Source organism: Streptomyces sp. NBC_00466, assembly GCF_041433995.1.
Lineage (GTDB): Bacteria > Actinomycetota > Actinomycetes > Streptomycetales > Streptomycetaceae > Streptomyces.
This window is the reverse complement of the sequence record NZ_CP107896.1, coordinates 4,189,828-4,212,937: the sequence shown is the minus strand read 5'-3', so window position 1 is coordinate 4,212,937 and position 23,110 is coordinate 4,189,828. Positions and strand designations below refer to the sequence as shown.

Below are 23,110 nucleotides of genomic sequence, written 5' to 3'. Positions count from 1 at the left end.
ACGGCCGGACATCGGTGACCGTCACTGCTGATGGCCGGACATCGGTGACACCTCAGCTCAGCCGGCGCGCCCCCGCCGATGCCGTGGCGGTGAAGATCCGCGGCGCCGTGTACCCGGCCTCGGCGAACGCCTCCGTCACCGCCTTGGCCACCGCCTCCGCGTGCACCTCCTCGACCAGCACGATCGCCGAACCGCCGAACCCGCCGCCGGTCATCCGCGCGCCCAGTGCGCCGCCCGCGTTCGCCGATGCCACCACCAGGTCCAGCTCCTCGCAGGAGACCAGCAGGTCGTCGCGGAGCGAGGCGTGGCCGTCGGTGAGGATCGGACCGACTCCGCGTACGTCGCCCGCGTCGAGCAGCGCGACCGTCCGCGCCACCCGGTGGTTGTCCGAGACGACATGGCGGACGTAGCCGCGCACCTTCGGGTCTGCGAGGTCGGTGAGTTTCGCCAGCGCCTCGGTCAGCTGCTCGTACGGCACGTCGCGGAGCGCGGGGACGCCCAGGATCCGGGCGCCCTCCTCGCAGCCCGCGCGCCGTTCGGCGTACGCGCCGTCGCCCAGGGCGTGCTTGACCCTGGTGTCCACGACGAGCAGCCGCAGCCCCTGTGCGGCCAGGTCGAAGGGGACCTGCCGTATCGAGTGGTCCCGGCAGTCGAGGTGCAGCGCGTGGCCGTCGGCGCAGCAGGCCGACGCTGTCTGGTCCATGACGCCGCAGGGCACGCCGACGAAGGCGTTCTCGGCGCGCTGCGCGATCAGCGCCAACTGGTTGCAGTCCAGGCCCAGTTCGTACAGGTCGTTGAGGGCGAGCGCGGTGACGACCTCCAGGGCGGCGGACGAGGAGAGTCCGGCGCCGGTGGGGACCGTGGAGCTGAGGTGGATGTCGGCGCCGGTCACCGGGTGGCCCGCCTCGCGCAGCGCCCAGACGACGCCCGCCGGGTAGGCGGCCCAGCTGGTGTTGGTGAGCGGTTCGAGTTCGTCGGTGCGGAGCTGGACGATGCCGCCCTCGATGTCCGCCGAGTACAGCCTCAGTACGCCGTCGGTGCGCCGGGACACCTGCGCGACGGCGGTGTGCGGCAGGGCGAGCGGCATGACGAAGCCCTCATTGAAGTCGGTGTACTCACCGATGAGGTTGACGCGGCCGGGTGCGGCCCAGGTGCCCTCGGGGGCACAGCCGTACAGCTCCTCGAAACTCATTCCTCAGCAACTCCCCTGTGTGCGGACGGCTCTGTCCGGTCGGATGTGCGGGCGTTCTGTGCGAAGGCCCAGGCGTCGGAGACGATCCCGGCCAGATCGGAGCGCGAGGGGGCCCAGCCGAGCCGCTCGCGTGCGGTGTCGGCGGAGGCGACGAGCGTGGCCGGGTCGCCCGCGCGGCGGCCGGCGGCCTGCTCGGGGACGGCGTGGCCGGTGACCTTGCGTACGGTCTCGATGACCTCGCGGACCGAGAACCCGCTGCCGTTGCCGAGGTTGCAGATCAGGTGCTCGCCGGAGGCGGCCGCGTCCAGGGCGAGCAGGTGTGCCTCCGCGAGGTCGGCGACATGGATGTAGTCGCGTACGCAGGTGCCGTCCGGGGTGGGGTAGTCGTCGCCGTACACCGAGATGGCGTCGCGGCGGCCCTGGGCGACCTGGAGGACCAGCGGGATGAGGTGCGACTCGGGGTCGTGGCGCTCGCCGTACGTCTTGTAGGCGCCCGCGACGTTGAAGTACCGGAGGCTGGCCGCGGCCAGGCCGTGTGCCGCGCACTCGCCGCTGATCATGTGGTCGACGGCGAGCTTGGTGGCGCCGTACGGGTTGGTCGGCGCGGTGGGGGCGCTCTCCCTGATCGGTACGGTGGCGGGTTCGCCGTAGGTCGCGGCGGTGGAGGAGAACACCAGCGTGCGGACGCCGGCGAACCGCATCGCGGCGAGCAGCGCGGTGGTGCCGCCCACGTTGTTCAGCCAGTACTTCTCGGGGTTGACGACCGACTCACCGACCTGCGAGGACGCGGCGAAGTGCAGCACCCCGTCGTACGAGGAGTCGAGCCACCTGGCGGCGTCCTGGATGCGGCCCTCGATGAACGTGGCGCCCTCGGGGACGGACACCCGGAAGCCGGTGGAGAGGTCGTCGAGCACGGTCACCTCGTGACCGGCCTCCAGGAGATGCGCGGCCACCACACTGCCGACGTATCCCGCGCCACCGGTGACCAGATACTTCTTGCTCACTTGCTCGCTACCTCTCGCAGTCGCTCGGCCGCGGTCTCCGGCGGCACATCATTCACGAAGACGTTCATGCCCGACTCGGAACCCGCGAGGAACTTCAGCTTGCCCGAAGTACGGCGAATGGTGAAAAGCTCAAGATGCAGGGCGAATTCGTCCCGGTTGATGCCGTATCCGTCCAGCTCGCCGAAGGGTGCCTGGTGGACGGCGGAGATGTACGGCGTCGGAGGCTCGCCCGCCCCTTCCTTCCTGCCACCCGGCCCGTCGAAGATCCGGTCGAAGCGCCTCAACAGTTCCAGATACATCTGTGGAAACTCTGTGCGCGCTTCGTCGCCGAGGAAGCGCAGGTCGGGTACGCGCTGCTTCGGGTAGAGGTGCACCTCGTACGGCCAGTGCGCGGCGTACGGGACGAACGCGACCCAGTGCGCGCCCTCCAGTACCACCCGGGAGCCGTCGGCCACTTCGCGTGCGACGGTCTCGTCGAAGAGGTTCCGGCCGCCGCTGCTCTCCTGGAACGCGTCGGCGGAGCGCAGCATCAGCGCGGTGCGCGGGGTGATGAAGGGGTAGCCGTAGATCTGGCCGTGCGGGTGGCCGAGGGTCACACCGATCTCCGCGCCGCGGTTCTCGAAGCAGAACACCTGCTTGACCGCGGGGAGTTCGGCCAGCTCGGCGGTCCTGTCGGTCCAGGCATCCAGGACCAGGGCGGCCTGTTCGGGGGTGAGGTCGGCGAAGGAGGCGTCGTGGTCGGAGGTGAAGCAGACGACCTCGCAGCGGCCGGAGTCCCCGGCGAGCGAGGGGAAGCGGTTCTCGAAGACGACGACGTCGTAGTCCGCGTCGGGGACCTCGCTGAGCCGTCCGTCGCGGGAGGGGCAGAGCGGGCACTCGTCGGCCGGCGGGTGGTAGGGGCGCTCCTGGCGGTGCGAGGAGATGGCGACCGCGTCACCGAGCAGCGGGTCGGTGCGGATCTCGGACGCGGTGGCGACAGGGCCGAGGGGGCGCCGGTCCACGGCGTCGCGGACCATGTCGTCCCGGCCGTCGTAGTAGAGCAGCTCACGACCGTCGGCGAGACGGGTCGATGTCTTCTTCACTCTGGCGCTCCTCGCCCACTGCTACCTACCCAAACAGAACCGCACACAACAAACCACAAGTCAACAGAACAGTCAATGGAAATGAAGCAAGCGCTTTCATCAGGACATACCAACCAGCCCGATCACAATCAAACAAAGAACACCAGCGAAGTGTTCATTTTTTGAACACAGGAGCGTAGGTTCCGCAGCGGAAAAGTTCTGGCAACGAAGCGAGTACTCATGCAATACCTGGCTGCCGGACTCCGGCTCCCCACGAACGGGCTCGACTACACGATTCTGGCGATCTACTTCATCGTGGTCCTGGGCATCGGATTCGCCGCCAGAGCGAGCGTGAAGACGAGCCTGGACTTCTTCCTCTCGGGCCGTTCGCTGCCCGCCTGGGTCACTGGCCTGGCCTTTGTCGCGGCGAACCTCGGCGCGACCGAGATCCTGGGCATGGCGGCGACCGGCGCGCAGTACGGCGTGGCCGTCGTCCACTGGTACTGGATCGGCGCCATCCCCGCCATGGTCTTCCTCGGCCTGGTGATGATGCCCTTCTACTACAAGTCGAAGGTGCGCTCCGTACCGGAGTTCCTGCTGCATCGCTTCGACAAGTCGGCGCACCTGCTGAGCTCCATACTCTTCGCCTTCTCGGCGATCCTCATCGCGGGCGTGAACCTCTACGCCCTGTCGATCGTCGTGGAGGCGCTGCTGGGCTGGCCGCAGTGGGTCGCGATCGTCGTCGCCGGCCTCTTCGTGCTCGTCTACATCACCATCGGCGGACTCTCGTCGGCGATCTACAACGAGGTACTGCAGTTCTTCGTCATCCTCGCCGCGCTGATCCCCCTCACCATCCTCGGCCTCAAGCGGGTCGGCGGCTGGGACGGCCTCTCCCACACCCTGACCAAGAGCCACGGCCATGACTTCATGACCGCCTGGGGCGGCACCTCGATCGGCCACGCGAACCCGCTCGGCGCGAACTGGCTGACGATCATCCTGGGCCTGGGCTTCGTGCTCTCCTTCGGCTACTGGACGACCAACTTCGCCGAGGTACAGCGCGCGCTGTCCGCGAAGAACCTCTCCGCCGCCCAGCGCACCCCGCTGATCGCCGCCATCCCGAAGATGTTCATCGTCTTCCTCGTGATGATCCCCGGCCTGGTCGCCGCCGTCATCGTCCCGACGATCGGTACCCCCGGCTCGGACCTGACGTACAACGACGCGATCCCGCTGCTGATGCAGGAGCTGCTGCCCAACGGTGTCCTCGGTATCGCGGTGACCGGTCTGCTGGCCGCCTTCATGGCCGGTATGGCCGCCAACGTCTCCTCGTTCAACACCGTCTTCACGACGGACATCTGGGCGCGGTACGTGAAGAAGGACAAGCCCGACGCGTACTACCTGCGCTTCGGCCGGATGATCACGGCGATCGGCGTGCTGGCCTCCATCGGCACGGCCTTCATCGCCGCCAGCTTCTCCAACATCATGAGCTATCTCCAGACGCTCTTCTCCTTCTTCAACGTCCCGCTGTTCGTGGTCTTCATCATCGGGATGTTCTGGAAGCGCGCCTCGATGAAGTCGGGTGTGTGGGGCCTGCTCGCCGGTACCTGCGCCGCGATGGTCAACTACTTCTGGATCTACAAGCAGGGCATCATCGACATCCCGAGCGACCAGGGCGCCAACTTCGTATCGGCGATCGTCGGCTTCGTCGCCGGCGCGGTCGTCATGGTGCTCGTCACGCTCTTCACCGCACCGAAGCCGGTGGCCGAACTGGCCGGTCTCGTATACGGAACGGAGTCGCCGGACGCTCCGGAGGTGCCGGCCGAGGGCGACGACGCCTGGTACCGCAAGCCGGCCCTGCTCGGCTGGGGCGCGATCGTCGTCGCGGCCCTCTGCTACCTGCCCTACTCGCTCTGATCGGAGGCACCCACCATGTCTGAACTGCAGAACGAAGTCTCCGAACTGGAGAAGAAGTCCGCGACGGCGGCCCGCCTCTTCGACATCCGGCGCATCATCGGCGGACTGTTCGTGGTGTACGGGATCATCGTGACGATCGCCGGGTTCACCGCGTCGGACGCGGACCTGAAGAAGGCCCAGGGGATCAACATCAACCTCTGGACCGGGCTCGCGATGCTCGCGCTCGGCCTGTTCTTCCTGGTCTGGCTGTGGCTGCGCCCGGTGGCGCCGCCGACGCCGGATGCCACGGCGGACCGCACAGCGGACGACACGCCGGACGAGACATCGGCCGGGCAGAAGACGCCGTAGATCCCGCAACAGCTCCCCGAGGGGCCGGACTTCACTCCCGTGAGTCCGGCCCCTCCGGCTTCTCCGGCCCCTCCGGCTTCCCCGGCCGGCCGATGCCGGTCAGCAGCCCCCGCGCGGCCGCGTGATCGAGCAACCCTGTGCGTGCGGCGAGCGCGGCCGCCTCCAGCCGGGAGCCGACGCCGAGTTTCACCAGGACCCGCTGCACATGCGTACGGGCGGTGCTCGGCGCGATCCGCATCCCGGCGGCGATCAGCCGGGTGTCCTCGCCCTCCGCGACCCGGGCCAGCACCTCGGCCTCGCGCGGGGTGAGCAGACCCAGCAGCCGCTGCCCCTCGTCATCGGGCTGTGCCACCGGGTTGAGCAATTCCGTGAAGACGGCCTGCAGCAGCTGCGGCGCGACCGCCGTCTCCCCCGCACACGCCTGCGCCATGGCCCGCTCGACCCCCTCGATGCGCTCGTCGTGGCGTACGTAACCGGAGGCACCGGCGGCGAACGCGGCCGCGATACCGGGCGAGTTGGGCACCGGGCCCAGCACCACCACGGACACCTGAGGCCGTTCCTTCCTGATCCGTGCGACCGGGTCGAAGACCCCGGGCTCGGCGGGCGTGGCCGTCCCGAACAGGCAGACGTCGGGCGCCCGGCTCACCACGAGGTCGGCCGCGCCCCCGGTGGGCGCGGCCGCTGCGAGCACCCGGTGCCCGCGGAGTCTCAGCGCCGAGGCGAGCGCCTCGGCGAGCAGTCGGTGGTCGTCGACCACCATGAGCCGCACGCCCATGGAGCAGTCCCCCTGTTCCCCCGCGCCGGGAGCGCTCCCGGGCCCGGCTTTCCTGCCCCGGCAAGTTACACGCTTGTCACGCCCCGCGCGCCCCCGACGGGCATAGTGCGAGGGGCTGTTGCCCCCGGGGCTCCTCCCGGAAACGGCGATGGGGGCGCCGCCCGTCACCGGGTGGCGCCCCCATCGGATGTCCGGGAAGAGACCCGGCCTGCGGTCAGCCGGTGCCGAACCCGATGGCCAGGTAGTGCTTCTCCGAGTCGGACGTGTAGTCGCTGATGGTGTCGTCGGCCAGATACAGCCGGCCGTTGGTGAACCGGATCTCGGCGCTGTCCGCCAGGAAGCTGGACTCGGCCCCGCGGACCGACTCCTGGCCCGGGTTGGTCATCAGCAGCGTCTGCTTGAGGGTGGAGCCGTTGATCGAGACGACCTGGCCGCCCTTGTTGTACGGGCCCGTCTTGTACGCGATGACGTTGGAGCCGTCCATCCGTACGGGGTAGGCCGAGTAGCCCGCACCCGCGTCTGCACGGCCCGGGACCGGCTTGCCGGTGGCCAGGTCGAACGCGACGATCTCGTTGGTCTGGCCGATCGCGTCGCCGACGCCGTCGTGCTGCTCCGTCGGGAGGTACAGCCGGTCGTTGCCGACGACCAGGTCGTTGCACTGCTCGACCGCGGTGCTGTCGCACTTGCCGGCGTACTTGTCCGCGTTGGCCGGGATCCGGGCGCGCAGCTTGCCGGTCTTGGCGTCGACGGAGAAGTAGTCCGAGATGCCGCTGCCGTCGCCCGCGGTGTCACCGACGTCGGCGGCCACGACCAGCGGGTCGGTGGAGACGATGTGGGCGTACTGGACACCCGGCGGCATCTTGTACGAGGAGATCGGCGCGCCCGTCTTCGGGTTCAGGTTCTGAACGCTGACCTGCGGGCTGTCGTAGTCGCCGCACCTGCGGACGGCGACCAGGGTGCTGGCGCCGCCGCCGTATCCGGCGTCCTCGCACTGGTCGGTGCTGACCTTGGGCAGCCAGCGCACCTCGCCCTTCTCCAGGCCCCAGGCGGCGCCGCCGTTGGTGCTGCCGGTGGCGACGGTGTCGCCGCCGAGGGTGACCTCGTCGACGCTGACCTTGCTGTCGCCGTCCTTGTACGACTTCTGCCAGAGGAGCTTGCCCTTGTCGAGGTCGAGCGCGGCGACCTCCGAGCAGCCCCAGAACTCCTTGGCCTTCGTCGGCACCTTCGGCTGGAAGGCGATGGCCGTCTTGTCGTCCTTGCTGACGTGGCTCGTCGCGGCGCAGAGCGGGCCCGGCAGCGGAAGCTTCCAGACCTGGGAGCCCGTGACCGCGTCATAGCCGTAGACCGCGTTGACGCCGGACTTCACGTACAGCTTGTCGGTGGCCCAGGAGCCGTTGACGCCGGTGACGTCGCCGACCTTCGGGGCCGGCAGCTGGAAGAGCACCTTGGAGTTGGTGTCGGCGGGCACCTTCTCCTTGCCGCCGGCGCCCTTGGCGGTGTCCGTGCCGGTCTTGTCGCCGCCGCCCGTGGGGCCCGCGCTCGACACGTTGGGCTCCTTGTCGCCCTTGCTGGACGAGTAGACGAAGCCCGCACCGATGATCAGCACGATCGCGACGACCGCAGAGGTGATGATCTTCGCGTCGATGCCGAACCTGCCGCCACCGGCGCCGCCTCCCAGGCTGCCGCGCGCCGGCTGCATGGGCTGCGTCGCGTACTGCTGCTGCGCCGGTACGCCGGGCTGCTGCTGCGGGAAGCCGGGCTGCTGCAGCTGCTGTTGCGGTTGTTGTTGCTGGTGCGGTTGCTGCGGGAAGCCGTACCCGGGGCCGCCGGGCTGCTGCTGCGGATAGCCGTAGCCGGGCTGGCCGGGCGGCTGCTGCGGGTTCGGGTAGCCGTACACGGGGCCCTGCGGGGCCCCGGCCTGCGGCGGGCCCGCGGGCGGCGGACCGGCGGGCGGCGGACCCGCGGGCGGCGGGGTCTGCGGAGCCTGGGGCGGCATCTGCGGCGGGACCGGCGGGGTGTTGGCGGGCGGAGTACTGCCGGGCGGAGTGCTGCCCGGCGGGGTCGGGGCACCGTATCCGCCTGCCGGGGACTCCTTGGATGCGCCGTACCCTCCCTGCGGTGGTCCGTTGGGTGGCTGGGGCGGCTGTGGGGGCTGTGGCGGCTGGGTCATTGATCTGCCTTCGTGGAGGGGGAGTTGGGGATCCGGGGACAGCTCACTTGCCGAAGACCAGCATCGTCTTCTCGGTGGTGTCGCCCCTCTTGCCCCTGACCTGGCCCGACATCAGGAAGAACCGGCCGTCCTGGTAGGCGACCAGCTTCGAGAAGAACGAGTTCTCGATGCTGGACGTCGACTCCGGGTTCTGGAGGACCACACTCGCCTTGCCACCCGTCGACGGGATGCTGACGACCGCGCCGCCACCGTCGTACGAGGGCTCCTTGTACGCGATGAGGTTGGAGCCGTCCATCCGCAGCGGCAGCATCGTACGGTCGCTGCCCGCGGGCACCCGCCACTTCTCCTTGCCGGTGTTCAGGTCGAACGCGACCACGTCGTTCGCGCCGCTCTTCACCTCGGTCGGCAGATACAGCGTGTTGGCGTCGGCCGCCGTGCCGACACAGCCCTGGAGGTCACGGTCGATGATCGACAGACCGCACTCGGGCTGGAAGCTGTCCTTGGTGGTCAGCTGGGAGCGCCGCGTTCCGTCGCTCTTGAGGACGGAGATGTTCCAGGACTTCTTCTTCTCGTTGGTCGAGTAGATGACCAGCGGGTCCAGCGAGTAGACCTTCTTGACCTGCCAGCCCGCGGGGAGCGGGAACGTCCACTTGGACTTGCCGGTCGACGGGTCGAGCTCCTGCACCTGCTCGGTCGCGTCCGGCTGGCTGTTCTTGGTGCACGACTCGATCGCGATCAGCTTGGCGCCGCCCGCGAACGCGTCGGGCTGGCACGCGCCCTGCATACTCCCGAAGATCTTGTGCCCGTCGCTGACCGAGAAGGCGCTGGAGGGCCCCATCCGGCTGGCGGTCACGGTGTCGCCCGCGATCGTCAGCTCCAGGGAGCTCATGATGTCGAAGGCGCCCTCCTTCGGGATCGGCTTGTGCCAGCCGGCCTTGCCCGACTTCAGGTCGATGACCTGCATCTGGTTGCAGTCGGCCCGGTCGGTGTCGTTGCTCTTGTACGCGATGACGATCTTGTCGTCGGGAGTGGTCTGGTGGGGCGCCGCGCAGATCGCGTGCGGCGTCGGCACGCTCCACTTCTCCTTGCCGTCGTTCACCCCGTACGCGGTGACCTTCTTGTACATCGCGCGCACGACGACATCGCCGCTGAACCACATGCCGTAGTTCTCGGCGCCGTCCTGCGGCAGCGCGACCTTGTTGGTCTGGAGCCAGAGGACCTTGTCCTCGCCCGCCTTGCGTCCGGCGTTGAGATCGTCGTCGCCGGAGCGGCCGTTGCCGCTGCCGTCGCCCTGGTCGACGGTCGGGGACCCGGTCGGCTTGCCGTCGATGTTCTTGCTGTCACTGGCGACCGGCTTCTTGCCGCCGTCGCTACCGCTCAGGGCGAAGTAGGCCCCGCCACCGATGACGAGCAGCGCCGCGACGGCCGCGCCGATGATGACGCCCGGCTTGCCCTTGAAGGGGTTCTTGCCCCCGCCCTGCGGCGGGACCGGCCCGCCCGGGTACTGCTGCTGCGGGTAGCCGTAGGGGCCCTGCTGCTGGCCGTACGGACCCTGCGGCGGCTGCTGGCCGTAGGGGCCGGGCTGCTGGGGCTGCTGGCCGTACGGACCCGGCTGCTGGGGCTGCTGCTGCGGGTACCCGTAGGGCCCGGACTGCGGCTGCTGGGGGGCCTGCTGGGGATATCCGTAACCGGGCTGCGGCCCGGACGGAGATCCCTGCGGCGGTGCGGACGGCGGTCCCTGGGGCGGGCCCTGCGGCGGTGCGGCCGGCTGCCCCGGCGGCGCCTGGGGCGGCGGCGGCATCTGCGGCGGCTGCGCGGGCGGCGGCGGAGCGCCGAAGCCACCCGGCGGAGGGTCCTGCGGGGCGCCGAAACCGCCCCGCGGCGGCTGCTGGTCGGGCGGCTGAGTCATCAGCACATACCTCTTTACGCGGGGTCCACTGCCCGACCGGCCTCCCCCGCAATTCCGCCGGCCGTAGCCGTCGGAATGGAGCGAATCGGGTGTGGATCCCACACATCAACGTCAGTCGAGCGGGAGTTCTTTCTATCACCCGGAGAACGGCGTGAGAGGGCCCGGTCCGCCCCCGTGCCCAAGGGAGAACCGGGCTGTGATGCCCTCGTTATGCGAGTTGCGCGGAGGGGCCGGGGGCCCGGACGACAGCCCTCAGGCGTCCTCGGCGAGCTCCAGCCAGCGCATCTCCAACTCTTCGCGCTGACCCGCCAGTTCCCTCAGCTCCGCGTCCAGTTCGGCCACCTTCCCGAAGTCCGTGGCGTTCTCGGTGATCTGCGCGTGCAGCTTGCTCTCCCGATCGGAGAACTTGTCCAACTGCCGCTCGATCTTCTGGAGTTCCTTCTTGGCGGCGCGGCCGTCCTTGGCGGACACCACACCGGGAACCTCCTTGGCCACGGCCTGCACGGCGGCCGGGGTCTGCGCGTCGATCACCTTCCGGCGGCGCTCCAGGTACTCGTCGACACCGCGCGGCAGCATCCGCAGGCTCGCGTCGCCGAGCAGCGCGAAGACGCGGTCCGTGGTGCGCTCGATGAAGAACCGGTCGTGCGAGATCACGATCATCGAGCCCGGCCAGCCGTCGAGGAGGTCCTCCAGCTGGGTCAGGGTCTCGATGTCCAGGTCGTTCGTCGGTTCGTCGAGGAACAGGACGTTGGGCTCGTCCATCAGCAGCCGCAGGATCTGCAGGCGCCGCCGCTCACCGCCGGACAGGTCACCGACCGGCGTCCACTGCTTCTCCTTGGAGAAACCGAACTGCTCGCAGAGCTGGCCCGCGGTCATCTCGCGGCCCTTGCCGAGGTCGACCCGGTCCCGTACCTGCTGCACCGCCTCCAGTACCCGCAGGGTGGGCTTGAGTTCGGCGACCTCCTGCGAGAGGTAGGCGAGCTTGACGGTCTTCCCGACGACGACCTTCCCGGCGGCGGGCTGAGCGTCGCCCTGGGTACGGGCCGCCTCCGCCAGCGCGCGCAGCAGCGAGGTCTTGCCCGCGCCGTTCACCCCGACCAGACCGATCCGGTCGCCGGGGCCGAGCTGCCAGGTCAGATGCTGGAGCAGCAGCTTGTCCCCGGCCCGGACGGTGACGTCCTCCAGCTCGAAGACGGTCTTGCCGAGCCGGGCGTTGGCGAACTTCATCAGCTCGGAGGTGTCGCGCGGCGGCGGCACGTCGGCGATCAGTTCGTTGGCGGCCTCGATGCGGTAGCGGGGCTTGGACGTACGGGCGGGGGCGCCGCGCCGCAGCCAGGCCAGCTCCTTGCGCATCAGGTTCTGCCGCTTGGACTCCTCGGTGGCGGCGATGCGTTCGCGCTCGGCCCGTGCGAAGACGTAGTCGCTGTAGCCGCCCTCGTACTCGTGGACGGCGCCGCGCTGGACGTCCCACATCCGGGTGCACACCTGGTCCAGGAACCAGCGGTCGTGGGTGACGACGACGAGCGCGGAGCGGCGGGCGCGGAGGTGGCCGGCGAGCCAGGAGATGCCCTCGACGTCGAGGTGGTTGGTGGGCTCGTCGAGCACGATCAGGTCCTGCTCGGCGATGAGCAGCTTCGCCAGCGCGATGCGGCGGCGCTCACCGCCGGAGAGCGGGGCGATGACGGTGTCCAGGCCCTGGGCGAATCCGGGCAGGTCGAGCCCGCCGAAGAGCCCGGTCAGCACGTCCCTGATCTTGGCGTTGCCCGCCCACTCGTGGTCGGCGAGGTCGCCGATGACCTCGTGCCGGATCGTGGCCTGCGGGTCGAGGGAGTCGTGCTGGGTGAGGACGCCGCTGCGCAGGCCGCCGTTGTGGGTGACCCGCCCGGTGTCGGGCTCCTCCAGCCGGGCCAGCATCCGGATGAGGGTCGTCTTGCCGTCTCCGTTGCGGCCGACGACGCCGATACGGTCGCCCTCGGAGACGCCGAGTGAGACACCGTCCAGCAGGGCACGGGTGCCGTAGACCTTGCTGACGGCCTCGACATTGACGAGGTTGACGGCCATTGACGCTCCTGGGACGGGGGTGGATCGATCTCCCAGGGTACGGCGCTGCGGGCGGGGCCTTTGCAGCCCCCGGGTACTGGTCCCGCCGCATCACCGAAGAGCACCGGCTGATCCACAAGGTGGCCGGCGAAGAGGTCCGGATCGCCGCCTGCCGCTACGACTACGGGTGCTGACCCGGACCGCTCCGCAGGACCGTCGCCCCCGCGACCCCCGACGCCGCGACCCGCGCTGACCTGCACGTCCCCGACTCCAGCAACTCCGCCGCGATCCGCTCCGCCGCGTCCGCGTCCTTCGCCAGGAACGCCGTCGTCGGGCCGGAGCCGGAGACCAGTGCGGCCAGCGCGCCGGCCGCCGTGCCTGCTGCGAGCGTGTCCGCCAGGGAGGGGCGCAGGGAGAGCGCCGCCGGCTGGAGGTCGTTGGACAGGGCGCCCGCCAGGGCCACCGTGTCGCCGGTGCGCAGCGCGTCGATCAGCGCGGGTGACGCCTGCGGCGGGCCGGCGTCGGGGGTGAGGCGGTCGAACTCGCGGAAGACCCTCGGGGTGGAGAGCCCTCCGTCGGCCATCGCGAACACCCAGTGGAACGCGCCGCCCAGCTCCAGCGGTGTCAGCCGCTCGCCCCGGCCGGTGCCGAGCGCCGCTCCGCCGACCAGGCTGAACGGCACATCACTGCCCAACTCGGCGCAGAGGCCGAGGAGCTCGTCGCGCGATGCGCCTGTGGACCAGAGTGCGTCACAGGCCAGCAGGGCGCCTGCGCCGTCCGCGCTGCCGCCTGCCATGCCGCCCGCTACGGGGATGTCCTTGTCGATGTGGATGTGTACGCGTGGCTCGATACCGCGCCGGCCCGCGAGCAGTTCGGCCGCACGCGCCGCCAGGTTCGTACGGTCCAGCGGGACCAGGTCGGCGCCGGGGCCGGTGCAGGTGATGCGCAGGGTGTCGGCGGGGGTGACGGTGACCTCGTCGTAGAGCGACACCGCGAGGAAGACATTGGCCAGGTCGTGGAAGCCGTCGGGGCGCGCGCCGCCCACCGCGAGCTGGACGTTGACCTTGGCGGGGACGCGGACGGTGACACCTGCGGTGTGCTCCGTACCGCTGTCAGCCGTGCCTTCGTGGGCCGTGCCTTCGTGGACCGTCACGCCTTGCCCTCCGCGGCTGCCTTGCCCTCCGCGATCCGGGCGAACTCCTCCACCGTCAGCGACTCCCCGCGCGCCTGCGGCGAGATCCCGGCAGCGACCAGCGCCGCCTCGGCCGCCGGCGCCGACCCCGCCCAGCCGGCCAGCGCGGCGCGGAGGGTCTTGCGGCGCTGCGCGAACGCCGCGTCGACGACCGCGAAGACCTCTTCCTTGGTGGCCGTGGTCGCGACCGGCTCGGCGCGCCGGACCATCGACACCAGGCCCGAGTCCACGTTCGGTGCCGGCCAGAACACATTGCGGCCGATGGATCCGGCCCGCTTGACGTGCGCGTACCAGTTGGCCTTGACCGATGGCACCCCGTACACCTTGCTGCCGGGTTCGGCCGCGAGCCGGTCGGCGACCTCCGCCTGGACCATCACCAGCGTCCGCTCGATCGAGGGGAACCGGGCCAGCATCGTCAGCAGGACCGGGACCGCCACGTTGTACGGGAGGTTCGCGACCAGCGCCGTGGGCGGCGGGCCGGGGAGCTCGGTGACCTGCATCGCGTCGGAGTGGACGAGCGTGAAGCGGTCGGCGCGGGCGGGCAGCCTGGCCTCGACCGTCGCGGGCAGCGCACCCGCCAGTACGTCGTCGATCTCGACGGCGACCAGCCGGTCGGCCGCTTCGAGGAGCGCCAGGGTCAGCGAACCGAGGCCGGGGCCGACCTCCACGACGACGTCGTCCCGGGTCACCTCGGCGGTCCGGACGATCCTGCGCACCGTGTTGGCGTCGATGACGAAGTTCTGGCCGCGCTGCTTGGTCGGGCGTACGCCGAGCGCGGTGGCCAGTTCGCGGATGTCGGCGGGGCCCAGAAGGGCGTCGGAGACTTCGGAGGCCGCGGATTCGGATACCTCGGGTTCAGTGCTGCTCACCCGTCAAGCCTACGGCCGCGCGGAGAGCCCGGGGCGCGCGCTGGGCGCGCACCCCGCTCGTGCCCCGCTCGCGCCGGGCTCCCACCCGCTCGCGCCGGGTCTCACACGGTGTCGCCGTCCAGGCCGAACGCCCGGACCGTGTTGGCCATGATCGCGGCGGCCAGTTCGTCCTCGCCGATGTCCCGCACCGCCGCCATCGCCCGTACCGTCACCGGAATGAGATACGGCGCATTCGGCCGTCCCCGATAGGGGGCGGGGGTAAGAAAAGGCGCGTCCGTTTCGACAAGGACGAGTTCCAGCGGGGCGACGGCCAGTGCGTCGCGCAGCGGCTGGGCGTTCTTGAACGTCATGTTTCCCGCGAAGGACATGAAATAGCCATGGGCCGCGCAGACTTCGGCCATTTCGGCGTCACCGGAATAGCAGTGGAATACGGTGCGGTCCGGAGCACCTTCCTCCGCCAGAATGCGGAGTACGTCGGCGTGCGCCTCACGGTCGTGAATAACCAGCGCCTTGCCGTGCCTTTTCGCCATCTCGATGTGCGCCCGGAACGAGCGTTCCTGCGCAGCCACACCCTCCGGCCCCGTCCGGAAGTAGTCGAGACCGGTCTCGCCGACGGCCCGCACGTGCGGGAGCCCGGCCAGCCGGTCGATCTCACCGAGCGCGTCGTCCAGGGCGCTGTCACCGCCGGCAGCACGCGCCCCCTGCCGCGACCAGCCTTCCTCGTCCCCCAGCACGATGCGAGGCGCTTCGTTCGGGTGCAGGGCGACCGCCGCGTGCACGTTCTCGTACGCGGCGGCCGTCTCGGCCGCCCAGCGGGAGCCCTTCAGGTCGCACCCCACCTGGATCACGGTGGTCACTCCGACCGATGAGGCCCTGGTCAGGGCCTCGTCCACGGTGGTGTCCTGCATATCCAGATGGGTGTGCGAGTCGGCCACCGGCACGGCGAGCGGTGCGGGCAGCGGCGGCGCGGAGTCCTTGCTCATGGCGCCCGATCCTATGGGTGCGCCTCCCGGCCCCTGGGGCCGGGGAGGGCCGCCACGCGCAGGACCGGTCCGCGGTGGCAGCTGCCTACTCGCCGCGGTGGAAGGGGTGCAGCAGGTCCCGGAGCTGCCAGTGGTGGCGCTCGCCGGGTGCGGGGGTCGCCCCGCCCACGGGTGCGGCGGCTGCCGCGGACCCGGCCCCCCGGTGCGCGGTGGTGTCCCTGCCCGCCCCGGCCGGCACGGACGTGAGGCTGTCCGAGTAATGGAGCAGATTCTGCACCGATGAGACGCGCCCGGACCTCATGATGCGTACGACGTGACCGCCGCAGTTCATACAGTTCGGATTGGAAAGGGGCGAGGGTACCCGTTCGCCGTCGGCCCGGTATACGACAAAGGCCTCACCGGAAGCGCCGACGTGGTGCTCGATCTCGTACGCCTGCTCCCAGCCATGGCCACACCGCATACAGGCGAAGGAATACGCCTCATGGGCGGTGCTTTCAACTATCTCACTCATGCCAGCTCCTCTTGTCCGCGGACAAGCCTTCCGGGGGGCGATTTCGTCCCACTTCCCAGTGGACGCCTCCGGCTCCCGGAATGCATCAGGTGCTGCCTACTATTGGACCGGATTTGGCCTGCTCGTGGCCAAAGGGCCCGTGATCACGTTGCCCGCTTTGCCAATCGCGCGGGTCCTTTGCCTCCCGGTGGCACAGGGCCACCGTCCGCCGCCGCGACGTGACCGCCGGCCACCTACGGCCTCTCGTTCGGGACCGCGCCCTTCGCCTCGTCCTTGGCCACGCCCTTCGCCGCGTTCTTGGCCGCGTTCTTGGCCGCGACCACCGCGTCGAACACCTCCCGCTTGGGCAGCCCCGCGTCGGCGGCGACCGCGGCGATGGCCTCCTTGCGCCGCTCCCCCGCCTCCTCGCGCACCTGCACCCTGCGCACCAGCTCAGCGGGGTCGAGCTCCTGCGGCCCGGTGTCGGGGGCGCCCTCGACCACGACCGTGATCTCGCCCCGTACGCCCTCCGCCGCCCACTCCGCGAGTGCCTTGAGCGGCCCGCGCTTCACTTCCTCGTACGTCTTGGTCAGCTCACGGCAGACCGCCGCCCTGCGGTCGTCGCCGAAGACCTCGGCCATCGCGGCGAGGGTGTCGTCCAGCCGGTGCGGGGCCTCGAAGTACACGAGCGTCCTGCGTTCGGCCGCGACCTCGCGGAGCCTGCCGAGCCGCTCGCCCGCCTTGCGCGGCAGGAAGCCCTCGAAGCAGAAGCGGTCCACGGGCAGCCCGGAGAGCGCCAGCGCGGTCAGCACGGCGGACGGGCCGGGAACCGCCGTGACCTTGATGTCCTGCTCCACGCACGCGGCCACCAGCCGGTAGCCGGGGTCGGAGACCGACGGCATCCCCGCGTCCGTGACCAGCAGCACCCGCGCGCCGCCGGTCAGCGCCTCGACCAGCTCCGGGGTGCGGGCCGTCTCATTGCCCTCGAAGTACGAGACGACGCGTCCCGTGGTCTGGACGCCGAGCGCCTGGGTCAGCCGGCGCAGCCGCCGGGTGTCCTCGGCGGCGACGACGTCGGCCGTCGCCAGTTCCTCGGCGAGCCGGGGCGGCGCGTCCGACACGTCACCGATGGGGGTCCCTGCGAGTACCAGCATTCCTGTCACGACTCCATTCTCCCAGCCCCGTGCACACCACTCTCACAGTCGGGTTCCCTACGATGGCGCGGTGACGAGTACAGCGCCTCAAGCCCTGAAGGGCCAAGACGCCGGGGAACAGCCGCCCACCTGGGGGCGCAGGCTGCGCCGGTTCGGGTACGCGGGCCCCCGCGAGACGGGGCTGCGCGAGCGACTGGTGCCGCCGTACGCCTCGCCGGGGCCGCAGCTGTGGACCGTGCTCGGCCTCTCCCCCGCCTTCGCGGAGCGGCTGCTGCGCTGGTCGGCCTGGGGCGGTCCGCTGCTGGTCACGCTGGTCGCCGGGCTGCTGCGGTTCTGGCATCTCGGCAGCCCGCACGCCGTGATATTCGATGAGACGTATTACGCGAAGGACGCCTGGGCGCTGATCCACCAGGGGTACGAGGGCCACTGGCCGGACAACATCAACAACGCGATCCTGGCCAACCCCTCGCACGTCTCGGTGCCGTCCGACCCCGGCTATGTGGTGCACCCTCCGATGGGCAAGTGGCTCATCGGGATCGGCGAGCACTTCTTCGGGTTCACGCCGTTCGGCTGGCGCTTCATGACCGCGCTGCTCGGCACGCTCTCGGTGCTGATGATCTGCCGGATCGGCAGGCGGCTGCTGCGCTCGACGTTCCTGGGGTGCCTGGCGGGCGCGCTGCTGACGGTCGACGGGCTGCATTTCGTGATGAGCCGCACCTCGCTGCTCGACCTGATCGTGATGTTCTTCGTGGTGGCGGCCTTCGGGGCGCTGCTGATCGACCGGGACAGAAGCCGGGCCCGCCTCGCCGCCGCCCTGCCGGAGGGCGAGGAGGGCGGGCTGCGGCCGGACAGCGATGTCGCGAGCACGCTGCGACTGGGGCTGCGGCCCTGGCGGATCGCCGCCGGTGTGCTGCTCGGCCTGTCCGCCGCGACCAAGTGGAACGGCCTCTACGTCCTGGTCTTCTTCGCGGTGATGTCGGTGCTCTGGGACGTGGGCGCCCGCCGCACGGCCGGCGCCGTCCGCCCGTACCGGGCCGTCCTGCGCCACGACGTACTGCCGGCCTTCGTCTCGACGGTGCCGGTCGCCGTGGTGACGTACATGCTCTCCTGGACCGGCTGGTTCGTGACCAAGGGCGGGTACTTCCGCGACTGGGCGAACCAGCGCGCCGGGCTCTCCCCCGACCACGTCAAGCTGCCGGTGCTCGGCACGGTCCATCTGCCGCAGTTCGACATGAGCTGGGTCCCGGCGTCGCTGCGCAGCTTCTGGCACTACGAGGCCGAGGTCTACAGCTTCCACGTCAATCTGACCGAGGGGCACCAGTACCAGTCGAACCCGTGGAGCTGGCTCGTGGTGGGCCGCCCCGTCTCGTACTTCTACGAGTCCCCGAAGCCGGGTACGGACGGCTGCCCGCAGGGCACCGAGAGCTGCGCCCGCGAGGTGCTGGCGATGGGCACCCCGCTGCTCTGGTGGGCGGCGTGCTTCGCTGTCCTGTACATCCTGTGGCGCTGGGCCTTCCGCCGGGACTGGCGGGCGGGGGCCATCGCGTGCGGGATCGCGGCCGGGTATCTGCCCTGGTTCATGTACCAGCAGCGGACGATCTTCTTCTTCTACGCGGTCGTCTTCGTACCCTTCCTGTGTCTGGCCGTCGCCATGATGATCGGCGCGATCCTGGGACCACCCGGGTCGAGCGAGCGGCGCAGAGCGGTGGGTGCGATCGGCGCGGGTGTGCTGGTGCTGCTGATCGTGTGGAACTTCATCTATTTCTGGCCGCTGTTCACCGGGGACGCGATCCCGCTGAGCCAGTGGAACAACCGGATGTGGCTGAACACCTGGATCTAGCTGGGCAGACATGTCGGGAAGGCTCGGCGGACTGCCGAGCCCTCGTGGTCGCTGTCGGTCGTAAGTGGTTGTCGTCGGTCACCGTCGGACGGAGGCGCCCAACGCTGGTTTGTGGAGCGGGCGTTCACCCGCCTGCACGGGTTCCGCCGTCTGCGGATCCGCTGGGAGATCCGGGACGACATTCACGAAGCCCTGCCCGCCCTTGGGTGCGCGCTCATCTGCTGGCGGCGACTGGACGCGGCCCGCCGCGTGACAGCAGAAGGCGCTGCTGGAGGACCTTGAGGTCGCACTCTGGGGCCACAAGGCACTCCACCACCGCCCTCCGAGGACCTCAGCGGCCGGGGCTCCGCCGCCTGCATGATCCACGCTGAGCTTTTGGTGGGTGCCCTGCGAGCGCTTGGTGGAGTTACGACATATCACCCGGAGACTCTGCTCCCAGGAGGGCGAGCAGCCCGGGGAATCTCTTCTCGATGTCCGCGCGTCGTAGACGGACGCCCTTGCGGTTGCCGTAGTCGATCTCGTCAATGAGACCTGCCTCGCGCAGGACGCGGAAGTGGTGGGTCTGGGCCTGCTTCGAGATCGGAAGATCGAACGAGTTGCAGCCCCGCTCGTTGTCGCTGCGGTCGACGGCCAACTGCGTCACCACCGAACGACGGTGCTCGTCGGCGAGGGCGCGGATCACCGCACCCAGATCGAGTGCATCGGCCTCCGGGCCTACCAGGTTCTTCCCGGTCACGCGGCACCCCCTTCAGGTACGACTTGAATTGTACCTGAAAGATGTGCTCCACTGAGGTACCAAATTTTTTGTACCTTGATCCGATTGCGCTGCCCAGTGCCGCCACGCCCTGAGACCCGGCCCCGGCACTCGCCGGGGACCTGGTCATCGACACTCCGAGAGGTCATCGCCATGAAGAAGCCCGAGGTGCTGATAGTCGGTGCCGGAATCGCAGGGCCCGCGCTCGCGCACTGGCTCTCCCGGAATGGCTACCGGCCGACGGTCGTCGAACATGCCCGGCAGCTGCGCTCCGGTGGTAGCGCGATCGTCGTGAAGGGGCCCGCGATCCCGGTCGCCGACCGCATGGGCATCCTCCCGCAGCTCCGCGGGCTCGCCACCCGCAATCGGTCACTGACCCTGCTCGACCCCCGCGGCAGGCGAATCCTGCAACTCCCGCTCACCTCGGACGAGGCACCGACGGTCGAGGTGACCCGAGCCGACCTGTCCGAGGTGCTCCACCGGTCGGCGCAGACCGAGGCCGAGTTCTTGTTCGACGACACGGTCACCGCTCTCGACCAGGACGGAGGTGGGGTCGACGTCACCTTCCGGCGGTCCGCGCCACGGCGCTTCGACTTGGTAGTCGGTGCCGACGGGATCCACTCCACCGTACGGCGCCTGGTATTCGGACCCGAGCGGCAGTTCGCGAGCGACCTGGGCCTGTACGGCGCGACCGTGCCGCTGGAACCCGACGCCGTCGAGGACCCGAGCGAGATGACGATGCTGACTGTGCCGAACCGGATGCTGGTAGTCCACCCCTCGCGGACCACTCCGCTCGCGATCTTCACCTTCCGGGCCGCGCAGCCGGCGCCCCACGACCGCAAGAACATCGCCCTTCACAAGCAGACCGTGGCCGACGCCTACGCCGACGTGCGGTGGCGGGCACCGGAACTCGTGGCGGCGTTCCTCGACCACCCGGCTCCGTACTTCGACCCCCTGACCACCATCCGGGTGCCCTCGTGGTCCCGCGGACGGATCGTACTGCTCGGGGACGCGGCGGCGGCGACAGCCCTGCTGGGTGACGGGTCCAGCATGGCGATGGCGGGCGCGTACGCCCTCGCAGAAGAGCTCGCCACCCATCCCGGTGATCACACCCGCGCCTTCGCCGCCTACGAGTCGCGGCTCCGCCGTGAGGTAAGCCCGCGGCAGCGACGCGTCGGCCTGCTCTCCAGGCTCATGGTGCCCCGCACCCGGCCGGGCCTCGCGGTGCGCAACGCGGTGGGCCGCGCGGTCGGTCGCACGAACCGGATCACCGCTCGCGAAGCCGCGAACCGGTAGACCGAGTGCGCAGCTCCGCGGTAGCTCTCAGCCAGGTCGGCGCCGCCATGTCCGACGAGCCCGGCTCGGCGTGGCAGGTCATCGCCTGTGCGGCGGTTCGGCTGCGCCGGGGACGCGATCCCGCTGAGCCAGTGGAACAACCGGATGTGGCTGAACACCTGGATCTGGACACCCGGATCTGGACACCTGGACTCGCCGCCGGGACCGGACGCCCGTTTCCTGGAACTTCCGCCTGTGGTGCGGCCCATGGTTCCGGTCGGGTAACGACGCCCCGGGCGCCACCCGGGTCCCGTACGCTGCTTGATGTAACTCTCTTGAACATGTTCAAAGAGGCATGTCCGAAGAGGCTCCTGGGGAGGGGACGCAGCAGTGCGTAACGGGGTAAAGATAGGCATCGTGGGCGGGGCCTTCGCGGTGGTGGCCGGCGGGGTCGGCTACGGCGCGTACAACATCTGGAACGCGCTGGACGGTGCGCACGCCGGAGGCGACCCCACCGGGACGACCCAGGCCGCGCCCGCCCGCACCGGCCCGCCGACCACGGACGAGATCAGCGGTGCGGCGAAGGACTTCCTCGCCGCCTGGGCGAAGGGCGACGCGGACAAGGCGTCGCAGCTGACCAACGACGCAGCGGACTCGCAGCCGCTGCTGGCCGGTTACCGAGAGGACGCGCACGTCACGAAGGTGACCCTGACGCCCGGCACGGCCTCCGGTGCGAAGGTGCCGTTCACGGTGCGGGCCACCATCTCGTACGAGGGGAAGACCAAGCCCTGGTCGTACACGTCGTCGCTGAGTGTCGTACGGGGGGTGACGAGCGGCCGGGCGCTGGTGGAGTGGGACCCGTCGGTGATCCACCCGGACCTGAAGAAGGGCGAGACGCTCACCACCGGTGAGGCGGAGTCCGCGCCCATCAAGGCCGTCGACCACAACGGCGCCGAGCTGACAAAGGCGAAGTACCCCTCGCTCGGGCCGGTCCTGGACGCGCTGCGGCAGAAGTACGGCGACAAGGCGGGCGGCAAGCCGGGCATCGAGACGTACATAGGGGCCACCGGATCCGCGGACAGCGCCGCCCCCGCCAAGACCCTGCTGACTCTCTCCAAGGGCACCCCCGCGCTGCTGCACACCACGCTCGACGCGGGAGCGCAGGCGGCGGCCGAGACGGCGGTGAAGAAGTTCAGCGAGTCGTCGGTGGTGGCGGTCAAGGCGAGCACCGGTGAGATACGCGCGATCGCCAACAACCGTGCTGACGCCTTCAACGCGGCGACGCAGGGCAAGCTCGCGCCCGGCTCCACGATGAAGATCATGACCGCCACGATGCTCATCAACAACGGTCTGGCCGCGGAGAAGAGCCCCATCCTCTGCCCGGAGTCGGTCCTCTGGCAGGGCCAGACCTTCCACAATCTGGACAACTTCTCCATCGCGAACGGCACCATGGAGCAGAGCTTCGCCCGCTCCTGCAACACCGCTTTCATCAAGCCGGTGGGCACGTTGCACGACCGCGGTATCGCGGACACGGCCCTGCCGGACACCGCGAAGAAGTACTTCGGCATCGGATCGGTCTGGAACGTCGGCATCCCGACCTTCGACGGCAGCGTGCCGCAGACCACCGGCCCCAACACCGCCGCGGCGATGATCGGCCAGGGGCTCGTCCAGATGAACCCGCTCAACATGGCGTCCGTCACCGCGACCGCCCGCAGCGGGGCGTTCCACCAGCCGGTGATCGTGCCCGGGTCACTGCGCGACGGGGGCACGGCCACCGCACAACCGCTGCCCGCCAACACCGCCCAGCAGGTGCGCGACATGATGCACACGACGGCGACGGCGGGCTACGGGACGGGCACCGTGGCGATGTCCGGGGTCGGCGGGTACAAGGGCGCCAAGACCGGCTCGGCCGAGGTCGACGCGCAGGGCAAGTCCAACAGCTGGTTCGCCGGGTTCAGCAACGACCTGGCCGCGGCAGCGGTCGTCCAGTCCGGCGGCCACGGCGGGGACGCCGCGGGTCCGGTGGTCGCGGCGGTGCTGGCAGCGGGCTCCTGACAGGGTTGGGGAGCCACCGGGTTGACGCGACGAGGACTGGACACAGGGCACAGCCACCGCGCCAGTCCCCGCCCCCGCTCGGAACCCG

19 protein-coding genes and 1 pseudogene are annotated in these 23,110 nt (G+C 70.1%); 7 read left to right on the top strand and 13 right to left on the bottom strand.

Annotation, left to right across the window (positions count from 1 at the left end; all coding sequences use genetic code 11):
* Positions 1 to 52: 52 nt before the first annotated feature.
* The 3 genes from galK to galT are packed head-to-tail and all read right to left on the bottom strand — an operon-like array spanning position 53 to position 3,278.
* Complete coding sequence (gene galK / locus OG210_RS18925; RefSeq protein ID WP_328327422.1) at positions 53 to 1,192, bottom strand: galactokinase; 1,140 nt, start codon at positions 1,190 to 1,192, stop codon at positions 53 to 55.
* Positions 1,189 to 2,196, bottom strand: a complete 1,008-nt coding sequence (gene galE, locus OG210_RS18920) for a UDP-glucose 4-epimerase GalE (RefSeq protein WP_328327424.1) — start codon at positions 2,194 to 2,196, stop codon at positions 1,189 to 1,191. The genes galK and galE overlap by 4 nt, the downstream gene beginning before the upstream one ends.
* Entirely contained in the window at positions 2,193 to 3,278 is a 1,086-nt protein-coding gene (gene galT / locus OG210_RS18915; RefSeq protein ID WP_328327426.1) for a galactose-1-phosphate uridylyltransferase, read from the bottom strand. Before galT ends, galE begins: the two co-directional genes overlap by 4 nt.
* 219 nt (positions 3,279 to 3,497) lie before the next feature.
* On the opposite strand from galT, the gene OG210_RS18910 reads away from it, so the two are divergent.
* Together OG210_RS18910 and OG210_RS18905 are read left to right on the top strand one after the other, a co-directional pair.
* Positions 3,498 to 5,168, top strand: coding sequence for a sodium:solute symporter family protein (locus OG210_RS18910; RefSeq protein WP_328327428.1), 1,671 nt, complete (start codon positions 3,498 to 3,500; stop codon positions 5,166 to 5,168).
* 15 nt (positions 5,169 to 5,183) lie between these two features.
* Positions 5,184 to 5,516, top strand: coding sequence for a hypothetical protein (locus OG210_RS18905; protein ID WP_328327430.1), 333 nt, complete (start codon positions 5,184 to 5,186; stop codon positions 5,514 to 5,516).
* A 31-nt stretch (positions 5,517 to 5,547) separates the two neighbouring features.
* Here OG210_RS18905 and OG210_RS18900 read toward each other — a convergent pair whose 3' ends face one another.
* The 4 genes from OG210_RS18900 to OG210_RS18885 all read right to left on the bottom strand — a co-directional run bounded on the left by OG210_RS18900 (position 5,548) and on the right by OG210_RS18885 (position 12,431).
* The gene (locus tag OG210_RS18900) at positions 5,548 to 6,291 is read right to left on the bottom strand and encodes a response regulator transcription factor (RefSeq protein ID WP_371537809.1); all 744 of its coding nucleotides are present in this window, start codon (positions 6,289 to 6,291) and stop codon (positions 5,548 to 5,550) included.
* A 214-nt stretch (positions 6,292 to 6,505) separates the two neighbouring features.
* Positions 6,506 to 8,461, bottom strand: coding sequence for a PQQ-binding-like beta-propeller repeat protein (locus OG210_RS18895; RefSeq protein ID WP_328327435.1), 1,956 nt, complete (start codon positions 8,459 to 8,461; stop codon positions 6,506 to 6,508).
* 43 nt (positions 8,462 to 8,504) lie between these two features.
* On the bottom strand, positions 8,505 to 10,370 hold the full coding sequence (locus OG210_RS18890) for a PQQ-binding-like beta-propeller repeat protein (RefSeq protein WP_328327437.1): 1,866 nt from the start codon (positions 10,368 to 10,370) through the stop codon (positions 8,505 to 8,507).
* 252 nt (positions 10,371 to 10,622) lie between these two features.
* Positions 10,623 to 12,431 carry an ABC-F family ATP-binding cassette domain-containing protein gene (locus tag OG210_RS18885; RefSeq protein ID WP_328327439.1) on the bottom strand — a complete coding sequence of 603 codons (1,809 nt, stop codon included), beginning with the start codon at positions 12,429 to 12,431 and terminating at the stop codon, positions 10,623 to 10,625.
* Between OG210_RS18885 and OG210_RS18880 the strand changes: the two genes are divergently transcribed.
* Entirely contained in the window at positions 12,431 to 12,604 is a 174-nt protein-coding gene (locus tag OG210_RS18880) for a type II toxin-antitoxin system YoeB family toxin (RefSeq protein ID WP_328327441.1), read from the top strand. The genes OG210_RS18885 and OG210_RS18880 overlap by 1 nt on opposite strands.
* Here the strand turns inward: OG210_RS18880 and OG210_RS18875 are convergent.
* From OG210_RS18875 to rsmI, 5 genes are all read right to left on the bottom strand, one after another.
* The gene (locus OG210_RS18875) at positions 12,592 to 13,563 is read right to left on the bottom strand and encodes a 4-(cytidine 5'-diphospho)-2-C-methyl-D-erythritol kinase (RefSeq protein WP_328327443.1); all 972 of its coding nucleotides are present in this window, start codon (positions 13,561 to 13,563) and stop codon (positions 12,592 to 12,594) included. The two genes, OG210_RS18880 and OG210_RS18875, sit on opposite strands and share 13 nt — an antisense overlap.
* Entirely contained in the window at positions 13,560 to 14,471 is a 912-nt protein-coding gene (rsmA, locus tag OG210_RS18870; RefSeq protein ID WP_328327445.1) for a 16S rRNA (adenine(1518)-N(6)/adenine(1519)-N(6))-dimethyltransferase RsmA, read from the bottom strand. The genes OG210_RS18875 and rsmA overlap by 4 nt, the downstream gene beginning before the upstream one ends.
* A 101-nt stretch (positions 14,472 to 14,572) precedes the next feature.
* Positions 14,573 to 15,454 carry a TatD family hydrolase gene (locus OG210_RS18865; RefSeq protein WP_328327447.1) on the bottom strand — a complete coding sequence of 294 codons (882 nt, stop codon included), beginning with the start codon at positions 15,452 to 15,454 and terminating at the stop codon, positions 14,573 to 14,575.
* 85 nt (positions 15,455 to 15,539) lie between these two features.
* Entirely contained in the window at positions 15,540 to 15,965 is a 426-nt protein-coding gene (locus OG210_RS18860; protein WP_328327449.1) for a hypothetical protein, read from the bottom strand.
* 233 nt (positions 15,966 to 16,198) lie between these two features.
* Complete coding sequence (rsmI, locus tag OG210_RS18855; RefSeq protein WP_371537802.1) at positions 16,199 to 17,107, bottom strand: 16S rRNA (cytidine(1402)-2'-O)-methyltransferase; 909 nt, start codon at positions 17,105 to 17,107, stop codon at positions 16,199 to 16,201.
* Positions 17,108 to 17,168: 61 nt separating this feature from the next.
* Here rsmI and OG210_RS18850 point away from each other — a divergent pair, with 61 nt between their 5' ends.
* Together OG210_RS18850 and OG210_RS18845 are read left to right on the top strand one after the other, a co-directional pair.
* On the top strand, positions 17,169 to 18,938 hold the full coding sequence (locus OG210_RS18850; RefSeq protein ID WP_328327454.1) for a phospholipid carrier-dependent glycosyltransferase: 1,770 nt from the start codon (positions 17,169 to 17,171) through the stop codon (positions 18,936 to 18,938).
* Positions 18,939 to 19,031: 93 nt separating this feature from the next.
* Positions 19,032 to 19,220: pseudogene (locus OG210_RS18845) on the top strand (hypothetical protein); the annotation flags it as partial.
* A 124-nt stretch (positions 19,221 to 19,344) separates the two neighbouring features.
* Here OG210_RS18845 and OG210_RS18840 read toward each other — a convergent pair.
* Positions 19,345 to 19,674, bottom strand: coding sequence for an ArsR family transcriptional regulator (locus tag OG210_RS18840; protein WP_328327456.1), 330 nt, complete (start codon positions 19,672 to 19,674; stop codon positions 19,345 to 19,347).
* 171 nt (positions 19,675 to 19,845) lie between these two features.
* Between OG210_RS18840 and OG210_RS18835 the strand changes: the two genes are divergently transcribed.
* Positions 19,846 to 20,988, top strand: a complete 1,143-nt coding sequence (locus OG210_RS18835) for an FAD-dependent monooxygenase (RefSeq protein WP_328327458.1) — start codon at positions 19,846 to 19,848, stop codon at positions 20,986 to 20,988.
* Between the two features lie 369 nt (positions 20,989 to 21,357).
* On the top strand, positions 21,358 to 23,022 hold the full coding sequence (locus OG210_RS18830) for a penicillin-binding transpeptidase domain-containing protein (protein WP_328327460.1): 1,665 nt from the start codon (positions 21,358 to 21,360) through the stop codon (positions 23,020 to 23,022).
* Positions 23,023 to 23,110 lie beyond the last annotated feature (88 nt).

What these genes read in the sequence shown, in the direction of transcription:
- OG210_RS18895 (WP_328327435.1), bottom strand. Translation starts at nt 8,461, where the DNA reads ATGACCCAGCCGCCACAGCCCCCACAGCCGCCCCAGCCACCCAACGGA.
- OG210_RS18835 (WP_328327458.1), top strand. Translation starts at nt 19,846, where the DNA reads ATGAAGAAGCCCGAGGTGCTGATAGTCGGTGCCGGAATCGCAGGGCCC.
- OG210_RS18865 (WP_328327447.1), bottom strand. Translation starts at nt 15,454, where the DNA reads ATGAGCAAGGACTCCGCGCCGCCGCTGCCCGCACCGCTCGCCGTGCCG.
- OG210_RS18890 (WP_328327437.1), bottom strand. Translation starts at nt 10,370, where the DNA reads ATGACTCAGCCGCCCGACCAGCAGCCGCCGCGGGGCGGTTTCGGCGCC.
- OG210_RS18885 (WP_328327439.1), bottom strand. Translation starts at nt 12,431, where the DNA reads ATGGCCGTCAACCTCGTCAATGTCGAGGCCGTCAGCAAGGTCTACGGC.
- OG210_RS18900 (WP_371537809.1), bottom strand. Translation starts at nt 6,291, where the DNA reads ATGGGCGTGCGGCTCATGGTGGTCGACGACCACCGACTGCTCGCCGAG.
- OG210_RS18910 (WP_328327428.1), top strand. Translation starts at nt 3,498, where the DNA reads ATGCAATACCTGGCTGCCGGACTCCGGCTCCCCACGAACGGGCTCGAC.
- galK (WP_328327422.1), bottom strand. Translation starts at nt 1,192, where the DNA reads ATGAGTTTCGAGGAGCTGTACGGCTGTGCCCCCGAGGGCACCTGGGCC.
- OG210_RS18860 (WP_328327449.1), bottom strand. Translation starts at nt 15,965, where the DNA reads ATGAGTGAGATAGTTGAAAGCACCGCCCATGAGGCGTATTCCTTCGCC.
- OG210_RS18905 (WP_328327430.1), top strand. Translation starts at nt 5,184, where the DNA reads ATGTCTGAACTGCAGAACGAAGTCTCCGAACTGGAGAAGAAGTCCGCG.